Raw genomic sequence first — 17,454 nt, forward strand, 5'->3', positions numbered from 1 at the left:
CGACGGGCGTGGCGGGTGAAGGATTCGAACCTTCGTAGGCTAAGCCGACGGATTTACAGTCCGCTCCCATTGGCCACTCGGGCAACCCGCCGTGGTGCCACGGGAGAGAGCGTACAAGACGGGCCGACGAGGTCCGACGGGTCCCGCGGCGGGTCACTCCCGCCCGCGGAGGTGAGGAGCAGACATGGCCGACGCGTCCTTCGACGTCGTGAGCAAGGTCGACCGCCAGGAGATCGACAACGCGCTCAACCAGGCGGGCAAGGAGCTCTCCCAGCGCTTCGACTTCCGCGGCACCAACGCCCGCATCTCCTGGGCGGGCGAGAACGGCGTCCTGCTCGAGGCAGACACCGAGGAGCGGGTCACCGCCGCCCTCGACGTCTTCAAGGACAAGCTGGTGAAGCGGGGCATCTCGCTCAAGGCGCTCGACGCCGACGAGCCGCAGGCCTCGGGCAAGGCCTACAAGCTCTCCGCGCGGATCAAGCAGGGCATCGAGTCCGACACCGCCAAGAAGATCGCCAAGATCATCCGCGACGAGGGTCCCAAGGGCGTGCAGGCCCAGATCCAGGGCGACCAGCTGCGGGTCAGCGGCAAGAAGCGCGACGACCTGCAGGCGGTGCAGCAGCTGCTGCGCGCCCAGGACCTCGACGTCGCCCTGCAGTTCGACAACTACCGCTGATCCGGCGCGGGTCCCGGGACGCGGGCCGCGGCCGCCACCAGCCGGGCGACCGCGGCCCGCGTGCGGGCCCCCGCGTGGGTCGTCGGGGGAACGGCTCTGCCTAAGGTCGTGCGCGTGCTCACCCCGTCGACCCCGGGCCTGGACGTGGGCGACCTCCTCCGCCGGGTGGAGGGAACGGCGCCGGTCGACGCCCTGCAGGCCGCGGCCGAGGTCCTGGCCGAGATGCTCGGGACGCGTGACCTGACCTTCCTCATCGCCGACTTCAGTGGTCGCGCCGTCGTCCGGCTCACCACCACCGGGGGAACGGAGAACGCCGGCGGGCGCTCCCAGTCGGGCGCCCACGCGGAGACCGTCCCGATGACGGGCACGGTGTACGAGCAGGTGCTCCGGACCCAGTCGGTCGACGTCCGACCGCTCGACGACGGGGCGCGGGTGATCGTGCCCGTCACCGACCGCGGTGACGCCATCGGCCTGCTCGAGCTCCGACTGCCCGACGTGCCCACGCCCGCGGTCATCACCGAGCTCTCCGCCGCCGCTCACGCACTGGCCTACGTCGTCATCGCCGCTCGCCGCTACACCGACGTGTTCGAGTGGGGGCAGCGCACCACGCCCTTCTCCCTCGCCGCGGAGATCCAGCGACGGCTGCTGCCGGCCTCGTACACGTGCGAGGCAGGACAGTTCTCCCTCGCGGGCTGGCTGGAACCCGCCGCCTCGGTCGGGGGCGACACCTTCGACTTCACCCTCAACAAGGACGCCCTGCACCTGTCGATCACCGACGCCGTGGGCCACGAGGTCGGGGCCGCCCTCCTGGCCACCGTGCTGGTCGGAGCACTGCGCAACACCCGTCGCCGGGGCCTCGACCTGGGCAGCCAGGCCGACTACGCGAACCGCGCCCTGGAGATCAACGCCACCCCCGGCGAGTTCGTCACGGGCCAGCTCCTCCGGGTGGACCTCGCCGAGGGCACCGCGGCGATCGTGAACGCCGGACACCCCTTCCCCCTCCTCGTGCGCGGGGGCCGGGTCCAGGACATCGCACTCGGGATCGAGCCACCGTTCGGGGTCGTGCCGGGCCGGTCGTACCGGGTGCAGCGCTTCCCCCTCGAACCGCGCGACCGGATCATCTTCCTCACCGACGGCATGCAGGAACGCAACGCCGCCGTCCTCGACGTCGCGGCAGCCCTCCGCGACACGGTGGACCTGCACCCCCGGGAGGTCGTGCAGGCGCTCGGCGCGGCGGTGCTCCGAGCGACCGACGGCGACCTCCGCGACGACGCCACGATGGTCTGCCTGGACTGGTACGGAGGTCCTCCCCGCCGCAGCGCGAGCGTGCACGGAGCCGACGCCGAGCGCGCGTCGTCGCCGCGAGCCCCCGGTCGCCGGGACGCCTGAGCGGCGGGCCCGCCCGCCCGGGCGCGGGAGGCCCGGCGGAGCTCCGCTCCCGGTGGCGGGACGGGACCGGCCGTTTTCTGCCGCGGGGTCTTGTGTCACGGACCGTGAGCGCAGGACCCTCGATGCGTGCGCAGACGCCAGTTCCTGGCCGCCGCGGCCGCCGCCGCGCTGGCCGGCTGCTCCCGCGGACCCGCGTCGTTCACCCGGTCGGCCGGGACGACGGAGCCGGGCACGACCTCGGCCGCCCCGACCACCACGGCGGCACCCACCACCACCGAGCCCCCGTCGCCGCCGACCACCACTCCGCCACCGACCCCGGGCACGCCACAGGAGGTCCTGGCCCGCTCGACGGTGCCGGTGCTGTGCTTCCACAACCTGCGCGACCACGTCCCGACCGACGGCGAGGTGGCCCGCAGCATGATCACGCCGCCGTCGGTGCTGACCGCCCAGCTGCAGGCCCTGCGCGACGGTGGGTACACCCCGGTCAGCGGCACGGCGCTCGTCGACCACCTCGAGTTCGGCACCCCGCTGCCGGCCAGGCCCGTCCTGCTGACCTTCGACGACGGCTGGGGCTCCCACCACGCCGTCGCCCTCCCCGAGCTGGTCCGCTTCGGCTTCGTGGGGACCTTCTTCCCGCAGACGATGGTGCTCGGCGCCGAGGGCTGGCTCAGCGAGGACGACCTGCGCGACCTCGACCGCGCGGGCATGACCATCGGGGCGCACTCCTACGACCACCAGCGGATGGACCGGCTCGGCGGCGACCAGTGGCGGGTGCAGGTCGACGAGCCGCGGGCGCAGCTCGGCGGCATCCTCGGCCACCCCGTGGACCTGCTGGCCTACCCGTACGGCGTCTGGTCGCAGGAGGCCGTGGACCACGTGGCGGCCGCCGGCTACCGGGCGGCCTTCCAGCTGGGCGACGCCCAGGACCCGGACCGGCCGCTGCTGACCATCCGGCGGATCATGCCGCCGCCGACCTGGGACGGCCCGACGCTGATCGCCCAGATGGACGCGGCCTTCTGAGCCGGGTGGACGCCGGGTCCTGAGGGCGCGCCGGTCAGCCCTCCCGGGCCATCCGCTCCAGCCGGGCGATGCGCTCGGCCATCGGCGGGTGGGTGGCGAACAGCGCCGCCAGGCCGGCCGGGCGGAACGGTGCGGCGATCATCAGGTGGCCCTGCGCCACGAGCCGGTCGTCGGGGGGCAGCGGCCGGGCCTCGGTGCCCGCCGCGATCCGGCGCAGGGCACCGGCCAGGGCCTGCGGGTCGCCGCAGAGCCGGGCGCCGTCGGCGTCGGCCTCGTACTCCCGGCTGCGGCTGACCGCGAGCCGCACCAGGCCGGCGGCCAGCGGGCCGAGCAGCACGAGCAGCAGCGTGCCGAGCAGGCCGCCGCCCTCGCGCTCGTCGTCGCGGCCGCCGAACAGCGTGCTGAACGTGGCCACGTGCGCCAGGTAGGTCACGACGGCGGCCAGCGCGCCGGCGACCGACCCCAGCAGGACGTCGCGGTTGTAGACGTGCGAGAGCTCGTGGGCGAGCACCGCGCGCAGCTGCCGGCGGTCGAGCAGCTCGAGCACGCCCTGCGTGCAGCACACCGCGGCCCGGCGCGGGGTGCGCCCGGTGGCGAAGGCGTTGGGCTGGTCGGTGGGGCTGACGTAGAGCCGCGGCATGGGCCGGCGCGCCTGGGTGGCCAGCTCGCGCACCATCGCGTACAGGCCGGGCGCCTGCGTCTCGGTGACCGGGAAGGCACGCATGGCCCGCAGCGCCAGCCGGTCGGAGCGGTACCAGGCCCACCCGTTCACCCCGAGGGCGACCACGAGCGCGACAGCGAGCCCCGCGCGGCCGGCCAGCAGGCCCCCCGCGGCGAGCACGACGCCGGCCATCAGCCCCAGCAGGAGGGCCGTCCGCACCCCGTTGCCCCAGCGCCGCACCCCTCGTGAACGGAGCGGCGGGAACCGCCGTTCCCCGGCCCCGGCTGCGACCCCGGTCACGGACGGCGGCGTCCGGAATGGCGGCCGCGCGCGAGGGGTTGCGCTGGAGAGACCCCGCCCCGCCGGGCCCACCGGCTACCGTCCGTGATCCGCGTCACGGTTCGGCCGGCACGCCGCCACGTAACCTCGGCCGCTGGAGGTACCACGCCTGATGACTGCTCTCGAACCGACCACCACGCCCGGCAGCTCGGCCCCCGGTGGGCTCGTCAAGAGCGTCGTCGAGCTCGACCGGGTCGTGATCCGGCTGGCCGGCGACTCGGGTGACGGCATGCAGCTGACCGGCAACCGCTTCACCAGCGAGACCGCGTCCTTCGGCAACGACCTGTCGACGCTGCCCAACTTCCCCGCCGAGATCCGCGCGCCGACGGGGACCCTGCCCGGCGTCAGCTCCTTCCAGCTCCACTTCGCCGACCACGACATCATGACGCCGGGTGACGCCCCGGACGTCCTCGTGGCGATGAACCCCGCGGCGCTCAAGGCCAACCTCGCCGACCTGCCCGGCGGCGGGCTGGTCATCGCCGACAGCGACGAGTTCACCCCGCGCAACCTGGCGAAGGTCGGCTACGCCACCAACCCGCTCGAGGACGGCTCGCTCGACGGCTGGCAGGTCGTCGCCGTCCCGCTGACCTCCATGACGCTCGAGGCGCTGGCCGACTCCGGCCTCGGCAAGAAGGAGGCCGAGCGCAGCAAGAACATGTTCACCCTCGGCCTGCTGAGCTGGATGTACCACCGGCCCACCGAGGGCACCGTCCGCTTCCTCGAGCGGCAGTTCCGCCGCAAGCCCGAGATCGCCGCGGCCAACATCGCCGCCTTCCGCGCCGGCTACAACTACGGCGAGACGACGGAGGCCTTCGCGGTCTCCTACGAGATCAAGCCCGCCCCGATGCCGCCGGGCCGCTACCGCAACATCTCCGGCAACCAGGCGCTGGCCCTCGGGCTGGTCGCCGCCGGGCAGCGCTCGGGCCTGCCGGTGTTCCTCGGTGCCTACCCGATCACCCCGGCGTCGGACATCCTCCACGAGCTGTCGCGGCACAAGGCGTTCGGCGTGCGGACCTTCCAGGCCGAGGACGAGATCGCCGGCATCGGTGCGGCGCTGGGCGCCTCGTTCGGCGGCGCGCTCGGCGTCACGACGACGTCGGGCCCCGGCGTCTCGCTGAAGTCCGAGGCGCTGGGCCTGGCCGTGATGACCGAGCTGCCGCTGGTCGTCGTCGACGTGCAGCGCGGCGGGCCCTCGACCGGCCTGCCGACCAAGACCGAGCAGTCGGACCTGCTGCAGGCCATGTTCGGGCGCAACGGCGAGGCCCCGCTGCCGGTGATCGCACCGCGCTCCCCCGGCGACTGCTTCGACGCCGCGCTCGAGGCGGCGCGGATCGCGCTGAAGTACCGGACGCCGGTCATGCTGCTCTCCGACGGGTACCTGGCCAACGGCGCCGAGCCGTGGGCCATCCCTGCCGTCGACGAGCTGCCCGACCTGCGGGTGGAGTTCGCCACCGAGCCCAACGGCGCGGCCGCCGACGGGACGCCGGAGTTCCTGCCGTACCTGCGCGACCCCGAGACGCTGGCCCGCCCGTGGGCGGTCCCCGGCACCGCGGGCATGCAGCACCGCATCGGCGGGCTGGAGAAGGCCGACCGGAGCGGCAACATCTCCTACGACCCGGCCAACCACGACCTGATGACCCGGCTGCGGCAGGCCAAGGTCGACGGCATCGCCGCCGACATCCCGCCCACCGACGTCGACGACCCCGACGGCGACGCGCGGGTGGCGGTGATCGGCTGGGGCTCGACCTACGGGCCGATCGGCGCGGCCTGCCGGCGGATCCGCCGCTCCGGCCGTTCGGTCGCCCAGATCCACCTGCGGCACGTCAGCCCGATGCCGGCCGACCTCGGCGAGGTGCTGGGCCGGTACGACCGGGTGGTCTGCCCGGAGATGAACATGGGGCAGCTCGCGCTGCTGCTCCGCGCGAAGTACCTCGTCGACGTCCAGAGCCACACCCAGGTGCGCGGGCTGCCCTTCCGGGCCGCCGAGCTCGCCGCGGTCGTGCAGGACGTCATCGACTCCACCACCGGAGGCACCAAGTGACCACCTCCCCCCACGTGCACGACCTCGGCATGCCGGGGGCGCCGATCGACGCCCGCATCCAGCAGGCCGTCGCCGACTCGGTCGCCAGCCAGGGCGAGAAGCAGACCGCCCTCAAGGCCAAGGACATGAAGACCGACCAGGAGGTGCGCTGGTGCCCCGGCTGCGGTGACTACGTCATCCTCAACGCCGTCCAGAGCTTCCTGCCCTCCCTCGGGATCGCCCGCGAGGACATGGTCATCGTCTCGGGCATCGGCTGCTCCTCGCGCTTCCCGTACTACATGAACACCTACGGGATGCACTCGATCCACGGCCGCGCCCCGGCGATCGCCACCGGCCTGGCCGCCTCCCGGCCGGACCTGTCGGTGTGGGTCGTCACCGGCGACGGAGACGCGCTGTCGATCGGCGGCAACCACCTGATCCACGCGCTGCGCCGCAACGTGGACATGACGATCCTGCTGTTCAACAACCGGATCTACGGGCTGACCAAGGGCCAGTACTCCCCCACGTCCGAGGTCGGCAAGGTCACCAAGTCCACGCCGATGGGGTCGCTGGACCACCCGTTCAACCCGGTGTCGCTGGCCCTCGGCGCCGACGCGACGTTCGTGGGCCGGGCGATGGACTCCGACCGCAAGGGCCTCACCGAGGTGCTGCGGCAGGCAGCCGAGCACCGCGGCACCGCGCTGGTGGAGATCTACCAGAACTGCAACATCTTCAACGACGGTGCCTTCGACCTGCTCAAGGACCCGGCGACCGGCCCGACGTGGACGATCCCGCTGCGCCACGGCGAGCCCCTGGTGTTCGGTCCGGACGGCGCCTCGTGCGTGGTCCGCGACGAGTTCGGGGGCCTGCGGATCGCCGAGACCAACCAGGTCGACGCGAGCGAGATCGTCGTGCACGACGCCACGCGGGAGGACCCGTCCTACGCGTTCGCGCTGTCGCGGCTGTCCAGCCAGGACCTGCGCTACACGCCGATGGGCGTCTTCCGCTCGGTCAGCAAGCCGACCTACGACCGGATGATGCTCGACCAGCTCGAGGAGGCCCGGACGCAGGGCCCCGGTGACCTCGAGGCGCTGCTGGCCGGCAACGACACCTGGACCGTGTCGGCGTAGTCAGCCGCTCCCACCCGGCCCGCCACCCCGTCGGGGTGGCGGGCCGGTCGCGTCCCGGAGGACGTGGGTGAGCACCGGCAGCGACCGGAGCAGCTCGGCGCGGGAGGGGGCGGCGAAGCCGAGCACCAGCCCGGCCGCCGGCCGGTGCGGTCCCGGCCCGGTGCGGTGCCGGGCCAGGCCGTCGACGGCGAGGCCCCGCGCGGCAGCCCGAGCGACGACGGCCGCCTCGGTGACCGCGTCCGGCAGCGGGACGAGCACGTGCGCCCCGGCCGGGTCCCCCGCCACGGGCACGCCGGCCCGCCCGAGCGCCGCGGTCACCTGCTCGCGACGCTCGGCCAGCTCCCGGCGCAGCCGCCGCAGGTGCCGGGACAGGTCGCCGGAGGCGGCCATCGCGGCGAGCACGCGCTGCCCCGCCCGCGCGGGCCGGGTGCCGGTCGCCGTCCGCCGGTCGAGCAGGTCCGCCCGCAGCGCCGCGGGCGCCACCAGCCACCCGACGCCCAGGGTCGGGCTCAGGACCTTGCTGCTCGTGCCGAGGTGCACGACGACGTCGGGGCCGAGCGCGGCCAGCAGCGGCAGCGGGGCGACGTCGTAGCGCAGCTCGCCGTCGTAGTCGTCCTCGAGCACCCACCAGCCCTCGGCGCGGGCCCGGGCGACCAGCGCGACCCGCCGCGCCGCGGGCATCCGCCGCCCGAGCGGCCACTGGTGGGCCGGCGTGCAGTAGACGGCGGCCAGCCCGTCCGGCACCGCGTCGACGACCAGCCCGTCGTCGTCGACCCGGCAGGGCACCACCTCGACGCCGGCCGCCCGGAGCGCCTCCGCCGCCCGCTGGTAGCCGGGGTCCTCGACGCCGACGCGACTGCCCGGCGGCAGGAACCGGGCCACCTCCGCCACCGCCGCGGACGTGCCCGCGGTCGCCAGCACCGCCGGGGGCTCGACCGGCAGCCCGCGGTGCCGGAGCAGGTGCCCGGCGACCGCGGCCTGGAAGGCGGGGTCGCCCGCCGGGTCGGGGAGGGCGTCGGGCGGGGTGTCGCCGGCGGCGCGCCAGGCCCGCCGCCACGCGGCCCGGTCGAGCACCTCCAGGCAGGGCGAGCCCGCGCGCAGGTCGACCGCCGGCGCGTGGCGGTCGAGCGCCCGGGTGCCGGCCTCCCGGGGCGCCGGTGCGGAGGGTGCGGCGCCGACCACGAAGGTGCCCGCGCCGCGGCGGCCGGCGGCCCAGCCCTCGGCCACCAGCTGGTCGTAGGCCGCGGCGGTGACGGTGCGGCTCACCCGCAGGGCGGCGGCGAGCTCCCGGGTCGAGGGCAGCCGGTCGCCGGGGCGCAGGACACCGCCCGCGGCGGCGGCGCGCAGGGCGTCGGCCAGCTGGGTGGCCAGCGGGCGGTCCGAGCCCCGTTCCAGCACGACGGGTGGCACGTGCACGCGGCGTCCTCCGGTCCCGAGTGGCCTGGTGGAACGGCAGCGTACTGGCCCTTCCGGCAGGCCACCGGAGCCCGGCAGGCTGGCGCCGTGGACACCGCACCGCCGCTCTCCCCCACCGACCGCAGCACCGTCCGCCGGGGCTCGGCCCGGGCCCGCACCGACCGCGCCGAGCTCCACGCCGTCCTCGACGCCGGGCTGGTCGGCCACCTGGGCATCGTCCTCGGCGGTGCGCCGGTCGTGCTGCCCACCGGCTACGGCCGGCACGGCGACACCCTCTACCTGCACGGTTCGACCGGCGCGGCGACGCTGCGGGCCGCGGGCGCCGGGGCGCCGGTGTGCTTCACGGTCACGCACGTCGACGGCGTCGTCTACGCCCGCTCGGCGTTCCACCACTCGATGAACTACCGCTGCGCCGTCGTCCACGGGACCGCCCGGGTGGTGATCGACCCCGGCGAGCGGCTGCTCGGGCTGGAGGTGCTCACCGAGCACCTGGCGCCGGGCTCCTGGGCGGCCACCCGGCGGCCCGACCGCAAGGAGCTGGCGGCCACGGCGCTGCTGGCGCTCGACCTCACCGAGGCCAGCGTCAAGGTGCGCACCGGCCCGCCCGGCGAGGACGAGCGCGACCTCGCGGCGCCGGTCTGGGGCGGCGTGCTGCCGGTGCGGACCGTCCTCGGCGAGCCCGAGCCCGACCCGCTGCTCCCGGAGGGGGTCGCGGTGCCCGACCGCGTGCGCGACCGGCGGCTGGGCTGAGCTACCGGGCCCGCAGCGCCCAGGCGAGCACGGCGGTCGCCGTCTGCTCGGGGGTCTCGCCGGTCGAGTCGTGGAACAGGTCGGCCGGCGTCGCCCGCACCCACGCGTCGAAGGTGCGCACCGCGTCGAGCAGCTGCGCCCCGGACCCCGACCAGGCCGCGTAGGCACCCGACCCCCGGCCGCGCTCGCGGGCCACCACCGCCTCCGGTGCCGGCGTCAGGGCCACGGTCAGCAGGCGCAGCGGGGCGACGGCGTCGCGGAGGACCTGCAGGTCCGCGCCGTAGACGTTGTCGGCCACGACGGTGCGGAAGCCCGCGGCCGCGTAGACCCCGGCGGCCCGCCCCAGTGCGCGGTACCGCAGGTGCAGCTGCTCGAGCGCCTCCGGCGTCGGGTCCCCGGTCATGTCCGCGCGGCCGGAGACCACCGCCTGCCAGAAGGTGTCGCCGTCGAGGAAGACACCCCGGGGCGCCCGGCCGGCCACCAGCCGCCCGACCGTCGACTTGCCCGACGCCTGGGCGCCGGTGACCAGCAGGACCGTCACCGGGGCTCGGGCGTGACGCGCAGCAGGCGGTCCTCGCCCCCGCCGTCGTCGGTGGTGAGGTACAGCGCGCCGTCGGCGCCGTACACCGGTGAGCGCACCCGCCCGAGGGTGTCCTCGAGCTCGGGCACGCGGAACTGCTCGACCAGCCGGCCGGCGTCGTCGAGCCGCAGCGCCAGCACGCCGGTGTCCTTCAGCACGCCGACGAGCAGCACGCCGTCGTAGCCGCCCCACTGCGGGCCGCTGACGACGTCCGCGCCGCTGGTGGCGATGGTGGGGTCGCCGGAGGACCAGACCGCCGGGACGGCGCCGGGGATCGCGGGGTCGGTCATCGGGACGCTCTCGTCGTAGCGCCCGCCGGCGCCGTCGGGGTCCCAGCCGTAGTCGCCGCCCGGCACCGACAGGTTCACCTCGTCGTCGCGGTCGGGCCCCTGCTCGACGGTGAGGACCTGCCCGCTGCCCGGCCGGACGGCGATGCCCTGCACGTTGCGGTGGCCCGAGGACAGCACCAGCCGGGTGTCGGGGTCGGCGGCGTCGGCGAAGGGGTTGCCGGGCGCCGGGCCGCCGGTGGCCGGGTCGATGCGCAGCACCTTGCCCGCCAGGGAGCCGAGGTCCCGCGGGTGGCTGCCGACGGCGTTGTCGCCGGTGCCCACGAGCAGCGCCCCGGAGGGGTCGAAGCGCACCCGGCAGCCGCCGTGCCGGCCGGAGTCCTCGTTGACCGGGATGTCGCCGAGCAGCGGGTCGGCGACGCGGGTGGCCGCGGTCCAGTCCTCGTCCACCGTCCAGGCGATCACCTGGATCTCGGCGCCGCCGTCCTCCTCGACCCCCTGGCAGGTGTAGAAGCGGCGGTCCTCGGCGAACGCGGGGCTGAGCACCAGGCCCATCAGGCCGGTCTCGCCCTCGGCGAAGAGGTCGGCGAGGTCGGCGTCGAGCTCGCGCGCGGTGCCGTCGGGCGCGACGGCGGTCAGCCGGCCGCCGCGCTCGTCGACCAGAAGCGTCCCGTCGGGGGCGCGGGCGACGTCCCAGGGGTGGTCGAGCCCGTCGAGGACGGTCTCCACCCGCAGCGCGGGCAGGCCGCCCGGGGCGCTGACCCCGGGCGGGGAAGCCGTCGACTCGTCCTCCTGCGCGCCGGGGAGGTCGCCGGTCCCGGCGGCGGAGCAGCCGGTCAGCACGAGCGCGGCGGCCAGGAGCAGGACGGGGACGGACCTCACCCCGCCGAGCATCCCCGAGCAGCGGGGACGGCGCCGTTCCGCTAGCTGGTTCGGGTGACCACGTAGTCGCACAGCGCCGACAGGGCGTCGCGCACCTCGCCCGCCGGCACCCCCGACAGCGACGCGCGCGCCCGGTCGGCGTACTCCCGCAGCACCTCGCCGGCGCGCTCGAGCGCCGCGGAGCCGCGCAGCAGCGTCAGCGCCTCCGCGTGCTCGCCGTCGTCGGACAGCGGGCGGGAGACCAGCTCGCGCAGCCGGGCGTCGGCGGGGTCGTCGCCGGCCAGGGCGATCAGCGCCGGCAGGGTGGCGATGCCCTCGCGCAGGTCGGTGCCCGGGGACTTGCCGGAGGCGCCGTCGGTGACGATGTCGAGCAGGTCGTCGGAGAGCTGGAAGGCGACGCCGACCTCCTCGCCGAAGCGGGTCAGCGCCTCGACGAGGGCGGTGTCGACGCCGGCGAAGGAGGCCCCGAAGCGGGCGGAGGTGGCCACCAGCGAGCCGGTCTTGTCGGCGAGCACCTCGAGGTAGTGCGCCACCCGGTCCTCACCCTGCCGGGCGCCGACGGTCTCCCGGATCTGCCCGGTGACCAGCCGCTCGAAGGTGCGCGCCTGGATCCGCACCGCCTCGGGGCCGAGGTCGGCGAGCAGGTCCGAGGCGCGGGCGAAGAGGAAGTCGCCGGTCAGGATCGCGACGCTGTTGGTCCAGCGGCTGTTGGCGCTCTGCGCCCCGCGGCGCACGTCGGCCTCGTCCATGACGTCGTCGTGGTACAGCGTGGCCAGGTGGGTGAGCTCGCAGACGACGGCGGCCCGCACCACCTCGGGTGCCCGCGCGTCCCCGAGGTGCGCGGCGAGCAGCGCCAGCATCGGCCGGAACCGCTTGCCCCCGGCGGCCATGAGGTGACCGGCGGCCTCGGAGACGAAGGGGTGCTCGCTGGTCACCGCGGCGGCGAGGGTCGCCTCCACGCGGGCGAGGCCCTCGGCGAGGGAGTCCCCGAGGGACCCCGGGGGGAGCCAGGGCCCCATCGTGGACGCGGGGGTGGCGATGCGGTGCCAGACCTCGGCCGGGGCGCTCCCGTCGACGGCGGCACGGGGTCCGGTCATCAACCGACGAAGATAGCCGCCCGATCGGCCAGACCGAGCACCGCCCCGGGCACGATGCCCAGCACCAGGGTGGCCGCCGCCGTCACCGCGAGCACGATCGTCGTGGGCAGTCCGGGCACGCCGACGGTCGGGCCGTCGACCGCGGGCTCGGAGAAGTACATGAGCACGATGACCCGCAGGTAGAAGAACGCCGCCACCGCGCTGGCCAGCAGCGCCACCAGGGCCAGCGGCCAGGCGCCGTCCTCGATGGCGGCCCGGAAGACGGCGAACTTGCCGGTGAAGCCGCTGGTGAGCGGGATCCCGGCGAGGGCGAGCAGGAACAGGCTCATCACCGCGGCGGTCAGCGGCGAGCGCTGCGCCAGCCCGGCCCACTGCGACAGGTGGGTGGCCTCGCCGTCGCCGCTGCGCACCAGGGTGAGGACGGCGAACGCGCCGAGCGTCGTCAGCCCGTAGGCGAGCAGGTAGAACATCACCGCGGGCAGGCCCGACCCGGCGGCGTCGCCGGTGGCCGGCAGGCCGAGGACGCCGGTGAGCAGGAACCCGGCGTGCGCCACCGAGGAGTAGGCGAGCATCCGCTTGAGGTCGGTCTGGGTCAGGCCCAGCACCGCGCCGACGACCATGGAGACGATGGCGACGCCGTAGACCAGCGGTCGCCAGGTCCACTCCTCGGTGCCGAAGGCGACGTAGAGCAGCCGCAGGATGGCGCCGAACGCCGCGACCTTGGTGCAGGCGGCCATGAACGCCGTCACCGGGGTGGGCGCGCCCTGGTAGACGTCGGGCGTCCAGGTGTGGAACGGCGCGACGCTGGCCTTGAACAGCAGGCCCACGACCAGCAGTGCCAGGCCGAGGACGACCAGCGTGCCGCCCTCCGCGCCCGCGACCGCCTCGCGCACCCCGGCCAGCCGCACGGTGCCGGTGGCGCCGTAGACCAGCGCGAGGCCGTAGAGGAAGAACGCGGAGGCGAACGACCCGAGCAGGAAGTACTTGACCGCCGCCTCCTGCGACAGCAGCCGCCGCCGGCGGGCCAGGCCGCTGATCAGGTAGAGCGGGAGGCTGAGCACCTCCAGCGCCACGAACATCACCAGCAGGTCGTTGGCGGTGACGAAGAGCATCATGCCGCCGATGGCGAAGGTGGCCAGCGGGTAGACCTCGGTCTGCACCCGCGGCACGGTGAGCAGCTCGCGGTCGCGGACGCTGCCGGCCGGCACCGCGGCGGAGACGACGAACGCCGAGCGGGCGGGGTCGAGGTTGCGCTCGGCGAACAGCAGGAGGGACAGCGCGCCGAGGCCGGCGATGGTGGCCTGCAGGAACAGCCCGGCGCCGTCGACGGCGAGCGCGCCGCCGGCGGTGACCTCGCGGGTGCCGGCGAGCAGCACCGTGCTGACCAGCCCGCCGAGGGTGCCGACCAGCGCCACGGCGACCTGCACCGGGTGGCGGCGATCGCGCGGGCCGAACGCCTCGACCAGCACGCCGATGCACGCCGCGCCGAAGACGAACAGCAGCGGGGCGAGGGCGGCCAGCGACAGGTCGGGCGCCTCGATCGTCATCGGTCGGTCCCCTCGGTGGTGGCGGGGGTGGTCCCGGCCGGGTCGGCGCCGACGTCGCTCATCGTGGCCGCGACGGCCGGCTCGATCAGCCGGACCAGCGGCTGCGGGTAGAAGCCGAACACGAGGACCAGCGCCACCAGCGGGGCGACGACGACCGTCTCGCGGCGGGTGAGGTCGTGCAGCAGCGTCGTGGCGCGGGCGGGCGGCGCCTCGGTGAGCGTCGCCGTCGCCGTCCCTGTGGCCGTGGCCGTCCCTGTGGCCGTCCCCGTCGCGGTGGCCGACGCCGCCGTGGCCCCGTGCCCGCCGGCCGGCACCGGCTCCCCGGCCGCGGAGCTGTCGGCGGTGGCGGGGTCGGCGGGGAACAGCACGCCGCGCGGCGGGCCGTGCATCGTGCGTTGGTAGAGCAGCAGCACGTAGAGCGCGGCCAGGATGATCCCGACGGTGGCCAGGACGGTGAACACCGGCCGGGTCGGGAACGACCCGATGAGCACGAGGAACTCGCTGACGAAGCTGTTGGTGCCCGGCAGCGCCAGCGACGCGAGCCCGGCGATGAGGAAGACCCCGGCGAGCTTGGGCGCGCGGCTGGCCACGCCGCCGTAGTCGCCGACCAGCCGGGAGCCACCGCGGGCGATGAGCATCCCGACGACGATGAACAGCAGCCCCGTGGCGATGCCGTGGTTGACCATGTACAGCACCGCGCCGGTGGCGGCCTCGGTGGTGAACGCGAAGACGCCCAGCGCGATGAACCCGAAGTGCGCGATCGAGGTGTAGCTGACCAGCCGCTTCATGTCGTTCTGCCCCATGGCCAGCAGCGCGGCGTAGAGCACCCCGGCGACGGCGAGGACGAGGACCAGCGGGGCGAAGTCGCGGGAGGCGTCGGGGAACAGCGGCAGGCAGTAGCGCAGGAACCCGAAGGTGCCGACCTTGTCGAGCACGCCGACGAGCAGCACCGCGCCGCCGATCGGCGCCTCGGCACCGGCGTCGGGCAGCCAGGTGTGCAGCGGCACCAGCGGCGCCTTGATGGCGAAGGCGACGAAGAAGCCGAGGAACAGCAGGCGCTGCACGTCGGGGTCGATCTCCAGCTGCCGCAGCGACTCGAAGGCGAACGTGCCCTCCCCCGCCGACGCGCTGACCACGTACAGCCCGATGACGGCGGCGAGCATCACCAGGCCGCCGACCAGGCTGTAGAGGAAGAACTTCACCGCGGCGTACTGCCGGCGCGGGCCGCCGAAGCTGCCCACGATGAAGTACATCGGGACCAGCATCGCCTCGAAGAAGACGTAGAACAGGAAGACGTCGGTGGCGGCGAAGACGCCGACCATGCACGCCTCGAGCAGCAGCAGCCAGGCGAAGAACGTCCGCATCGACCGCCGCGCCGGCGGGGTGTCGTCCCACGAGGCGAGCACGACCACCGGCACCAGGACGCCGACCAGCAGCAGCATCACCAGCGCGATGCCGTCGACGCCGAGGGCGAAGTCGACCCCGAAGCCGGGGATCCACGGCACGGAGCTGGTCAGCTGGAACCGGTCGCCGTCGGGGTCGAAGGCGACGGTGGCCAGCACCGCGAGCACCAGCACGACGAGGCTGACGCCGAGGGCGACCTGCCGGGCCAGCGGGGTGCGCTCGCGGGGCAGCCCGGCGACGACCGCCGCGCCCACCGCGGGCACCACGACCATCGCCACGAGCAGCAGGGAGTCGCTCACGCCGTCGCCCCTCCGTTCTCCGTCGTCCGCAGCCGGGCCCGTCCGGTCATCCCGCCGTCACCGCCAGCAGCGCCCCGGCCACCACGACCGCGCCGCCGAGCATCCCGAGCGCGTAGGAGCGCACGAAGCCGGTCTGCGTCCGGCCCAGCCGCGACGAGGACCCGCCGAGCGTGGCGGCCAGGCCGTTGACGGCGCCGTCGACGCCGCGGTTGTCCACCCACACCAGCGCGCGGGTCAGCCACTGGCCCGGCCGCATGAACAGCGACTCGTTGACCGTGTCGGCGTAGAGCGCCCGCCGCGCCGCGCGGACCACCGGCGAGACCCGGGCCGGCGCGACCACGGGCACCTCGCGGCGGCCCACGAACAGCCACGCGGCCAGCACCCCGAGGGCCATGACGGCGGTGACGACGAGCCCGACGACGGCCGGGGCGACCACGTGCTCGGCCTCCTCGGGGACGCCGAACACCGGCTCCAGCCAGGTGTCGAGCGGGAAGACCTGCACCAGCAGGAACCCGGCGGCCACCGAGCCGACGGCCAGCACCACCATCGGCGCGGTCATGACCGGCGGCGACTCGTGCGGGTGCTGACCCTCGGTCCACCGCGGCCGGCCGAAGAAGGTCATGAGCATCAGGCGGGTCATGTAGAAGGCGGTCAGCCCGGCGCCGAGGACGGCCACGCCGCCGAGCAGCCAGCCCGCCCAGTCGCCGCGGTCGAGCGCGGCCTCGATGATCGCGTCCTTCGTCCAGTAGCCGGACAGGAACGGGAACCCGATGAGCGCGAGGTAGCCCAGGCCGAAGGTCACGAAGGTGACCGGCAGCTTGCGGGCCAGCCCGCCGAAGCGGCGCATGTCGACCTCGTCGCCCATCGCGTGCATGACCGACCCGGCGCCGAGGAACAGCCCGGCCTTGAAGAAGCCGTGCGTGAGCAGGTGGGCGATCGCCGCGGCGTAGCCGACCGGGCCGAGCCCCACGGCCAGGAACATGTAGCCGATCTGGCTGACCGTGGAGTACGCGAGCACCTTCTTGATGTCGTCGTACGCGCAGCCCACGATCGCGCCGTAGAGCAGCGTGATCGCGCCGACGGCCAGCACGACGCCGCGGGCGGTGGGCGTGAGGTCGTAGATCGGCGCGGAGCGGGCGATGAGGTACACGCCGGCGGTCACCATCGTCGCGGCGTGGATGAGCGCCGAGACCGGCGTCGGGCCCTCCATGGCGTCGGGCAGCCACGCCTGCAGGGGGAACTGGCCGGACTTGCCGCACGCGCCGAGCAGCAGGAGCAGGCCCAGCGCCGTCAGCGTGCCGCCGGCCAGTGCCCCCACCCCGCCGAAGACGCCCTCGTAGGAGACGGTGCCGAGCTGGGCGAACATGACGAAGATCGCCAGGGCCAGGCCGACGTCGCCGACGCGGTTCATGACGAACGCCTTCTTCGCGGCGGTCGCCGCCGCCGGGCGCTCGTGCCAGAAGGCGATGAGCAGGTAGGAGGCCAGGCCCACGCCCTCCCAGCCGACGTAGAGGGCCACGTAGTTGTCGCCGAGGACGAGCAGCAGCATCGCCGCGACGAACAGGTTGAGGTAGGCGAAGAACCGGCGCCGCCGCGGGTCGTGCGCCATGTAGCCGATCGAGTAGACGTGGATGAGCCCGCCCACGCCGGTGATCAGGAGCATGAAGGTCGCCGACAGCGGGTCGAGGAGCAGCCCGGCGCCGACGTCGAGCGACCCGGTGGCGACGAAGGTGAACAGCTCGACATCGACCGCGTGCCCCTCGACGCCGGCCAGTTGCACGGTGCACAGCAGGGCGAGGACGAACGCGGCGACGACGGTCGCCGTCCCCAGCAGGTGGCCCCAGGCGTCGGTGCGCCGGCCGCCCAGCAGCAGCACCGCCGCGCCGAGCAGCGGCAGGGCGATCACCAGCCAGGATGCGGACAGCAGGCCCTCGGCCGCGACGGTGTCCATCAGGTG

14 protein-coding genes and 1 tRNA gene are annotated in these 17,454 nt (G+C 74.9%); 6 read left to right on the forward strand and 9 right to left on the reverse strand.

What is annotated here, in order from left to right:
• Positions 1–9 precede the first annotated feature (9 nt).
• Positions 10–91 (reverse strand) — tRNA-Tyr (locus ACI8AD_RS04030).
• A 93-nt stretch (positions 92–184) separates the two neighbouring features.
• Between ACI8AD_RS04030 and ACI8AD_RS04035 the strand changes: the two genes are divergently transcribed.
• The 3 genes from ACI8AD_RS04035 (at position 185) to ACI8AD_RS04045 (ending at position 3,085) form a co-directional block, all read left to right on the forward strand.
• Positions 185–676, forward strand: coding sequence for a YajQ family cyclic di-GMP-binding protein (locus tag ACI8AD_RS04035; RefSeq protein ID WP_456869246.1), 492 nt, complete (start codon positions 185–187; stop codon positions 674–676).
• Positions 677–790: 114 nt separating this feature from the next.
• Entirely contained in the window at positions 791–2,065 is a 1,275-nt protein-coding gene (locus tag ACI8AD_RS04040; RefSeq protein WP_456869247.1) for a PP2C family protein-serine/threonine phosphatase, read from the forward strand.
• Between the two features lie 126 nt (positions 2,066–2,191).
• Entirely contained in the window at positions 2,192–3,085 is an 894-nt protein-coding gene (locus ACI8AD_RS04045) for a polysaccharide deacetylase family protein (RefSeq protein ID WP_456869248.1), read from the forward strand.
• A gap of 34 nt (positions 3,086–3,119) precedes the next feature.
• Here ACI8AD_RS04045 and htpX read toward each other — a convergent pair whose 3' ends face one another.
• The gene (gene htpX, locus ACI8AD_RS04050; protein WP_456869249.1) at positions 3,120–4,046 is read right to left on the reverse strand and encodes a zinc metalloprotease HtpX; all 927 of its coding nucleotides are present in this window, start codon (positions 4,044–4,046) and stop codon (positions 3,120–3,122) included.
• Between the two features lie 151 nt (positions 4,047–4,197).
• Between htpX and ACI8AD_RS04055 the strand changes: the two genes are divergently transcribed.
• Positions 4,198–6,126: a 2-oxoacid:acceptor oxidoreductase subunit alpha gene (locus ACI8AD_RS04055; RefSeq protein ID WP_456869250.1), complete on the forward strand. Its 1,929-nt coding sequence runs from the start codon at positions 4,198–4,200 to the stop codon at positions 6,124–6,126.
• Positions 6,123–7,235 (forward strand): 2-oxoacid:ferredoxin oxidoreductase subunit beta, encoded by a 1,113-nt coding sequence (locus tag ACI8AD_RS04060; RefSeq protein WP_456869251.1) that lies wholly within the window; start codon positions 6,123–6,125, stop codon positions 7,233–7,235. The genes ACI8AD_RS04055 and ACI8AD_RS04060 overlap by 4 nt, the downstream gene beginning before the upstream one ends.
• Here ACI8AD_RS04060 and pdxR read toward each other — a convergent pair whose 3' ends face one another.
• Positions 7,236–8,651, reverse strand: a complete 1,416-nt coding sequence (pdxR, locus tag ACI8AD_RS04065) for a MocR-like pyridoxine biosynthesis transcription factor PdxR (protein ID WP_456869252.1) — start codon at positions 8,649–8,651, stop codon at positions 7,236–7,238.
• Between the two features lie 87 nt (positions 8,652–8,738).
• On the opposite strand from pdxR, the gene ACI8AD_RS04070 reads away from it, so the two are divergent.
• Complete coding sequence (locus ACI8AD_RS04070) at positions 8,739–9,401, forward strand: pyridoxamine 5'-phosphate oxidase family protein (protein WP_456869253.1); 663 nt, start codon at positions 8,739–8,741, stop codon at positions 9,399–9,401.
• 1 nt (position 9,402) lies between these two features.
• Here the strand turns inward: ACI8AD_RS04070 and ACI8AD_RS04075 are convergent, their stop codons facing one another.
• Genes ACI8AD_RS04075 through nuoL form a run of 6 tightly spaced genes read right to left on the reverse strand, consistent with a single transcriptional unit; the run spans position 9,403 to position 17,448 of the window.
• The gene (locus tag ACI8AD_RS04075; RefSeq protein WP_456869254.1) at positions 9,403–9,942 is read right to left on the reverse strand and encodes a phosphotransferase-like protein; all 540 of its coding nucleotides are present in this window, start codon (positions 9,940–9,942) and stop codon (positions 9,403–9,405) included.
• Positions 9,939–11,150 carry a PQQ-dependent sugar dehydrogenase gene (locus ACI8AD_RS04080; protein ID WP_456869255.1) on the reverse strand — a complete coding sequence of 404 codons (1,212 nt, stop codon included), beginning with the start codon at positions 11,148–11,150 and terminating at the stop codon, positions 9,939–9,941. The genes ACI8AD_RS04075 and ACI8AD_RS04080 overlap by 4 nt, the downstream gene beginning before the upstream one ends.
• Positions 11,151–11,191: 41 nt before the next feature.
• Positions 11,192–12,247 (reverse strand): polyprenyl synthetase family protein, encoded by a 1,056-nt coding sequence (locus ACI8AD_RS04085; RefSeq protein WP_456869256.1) that lies wholly within the window; start codon positions 12,245–12,247, stop codon positions 11,192–11,194.
• Positions 12,247–13,794 (reverse strand): NADH-quinone oxidoreductase subunit NuoN, encoded by a 1,548-nt coding sequence (gene nuoN / locus ACI8AD_RS04090; protein WP_456869257.1) that lies wholly within the window; start codon positions 13,792–13,794, stop codon positions 12,247–12,249. The genes ACI8AD_RS04085 and nuoN overlap by 1 nt, the downstream gene beginning before the upstream one ends.
• Positions 13,791–15,497, reverse strand: coding sequence for an NADH-quinone oxidoreductase subunit M (locus ACI8AD_RS04095; protein ID WP_456869258.1), 1,707 nt, complete (start codon positions 15,495–15,497; stop codon positions 13,791–13,793). The genes nuoN and ACI8AD_RS04095 overlap by 4 nt, the downstream gene beginning before the upstream one ends.
• A gap of 46 nt (positions 15,498–15,543) precedes the next feature.
• Positions 15,544–17,448 (reverse strand): NADH-quinone oxidoreductase subunit L, encoded by a 1,905-nt coding sequence (nuoL, locus tag ACI8AD_RS04100; RefSeq protein WP_456869259.1) that lies wholly within the window; start codon positions 17,446–17,448, stop codon positions 15,544–15,546.
• Between the last annotated feature and the right edge of the window lie 6 nt (positions 17,449–17,454).

This window comes from Geodermatophilus sp. SYSU D00766 (genome assembly GCF_054049915.1).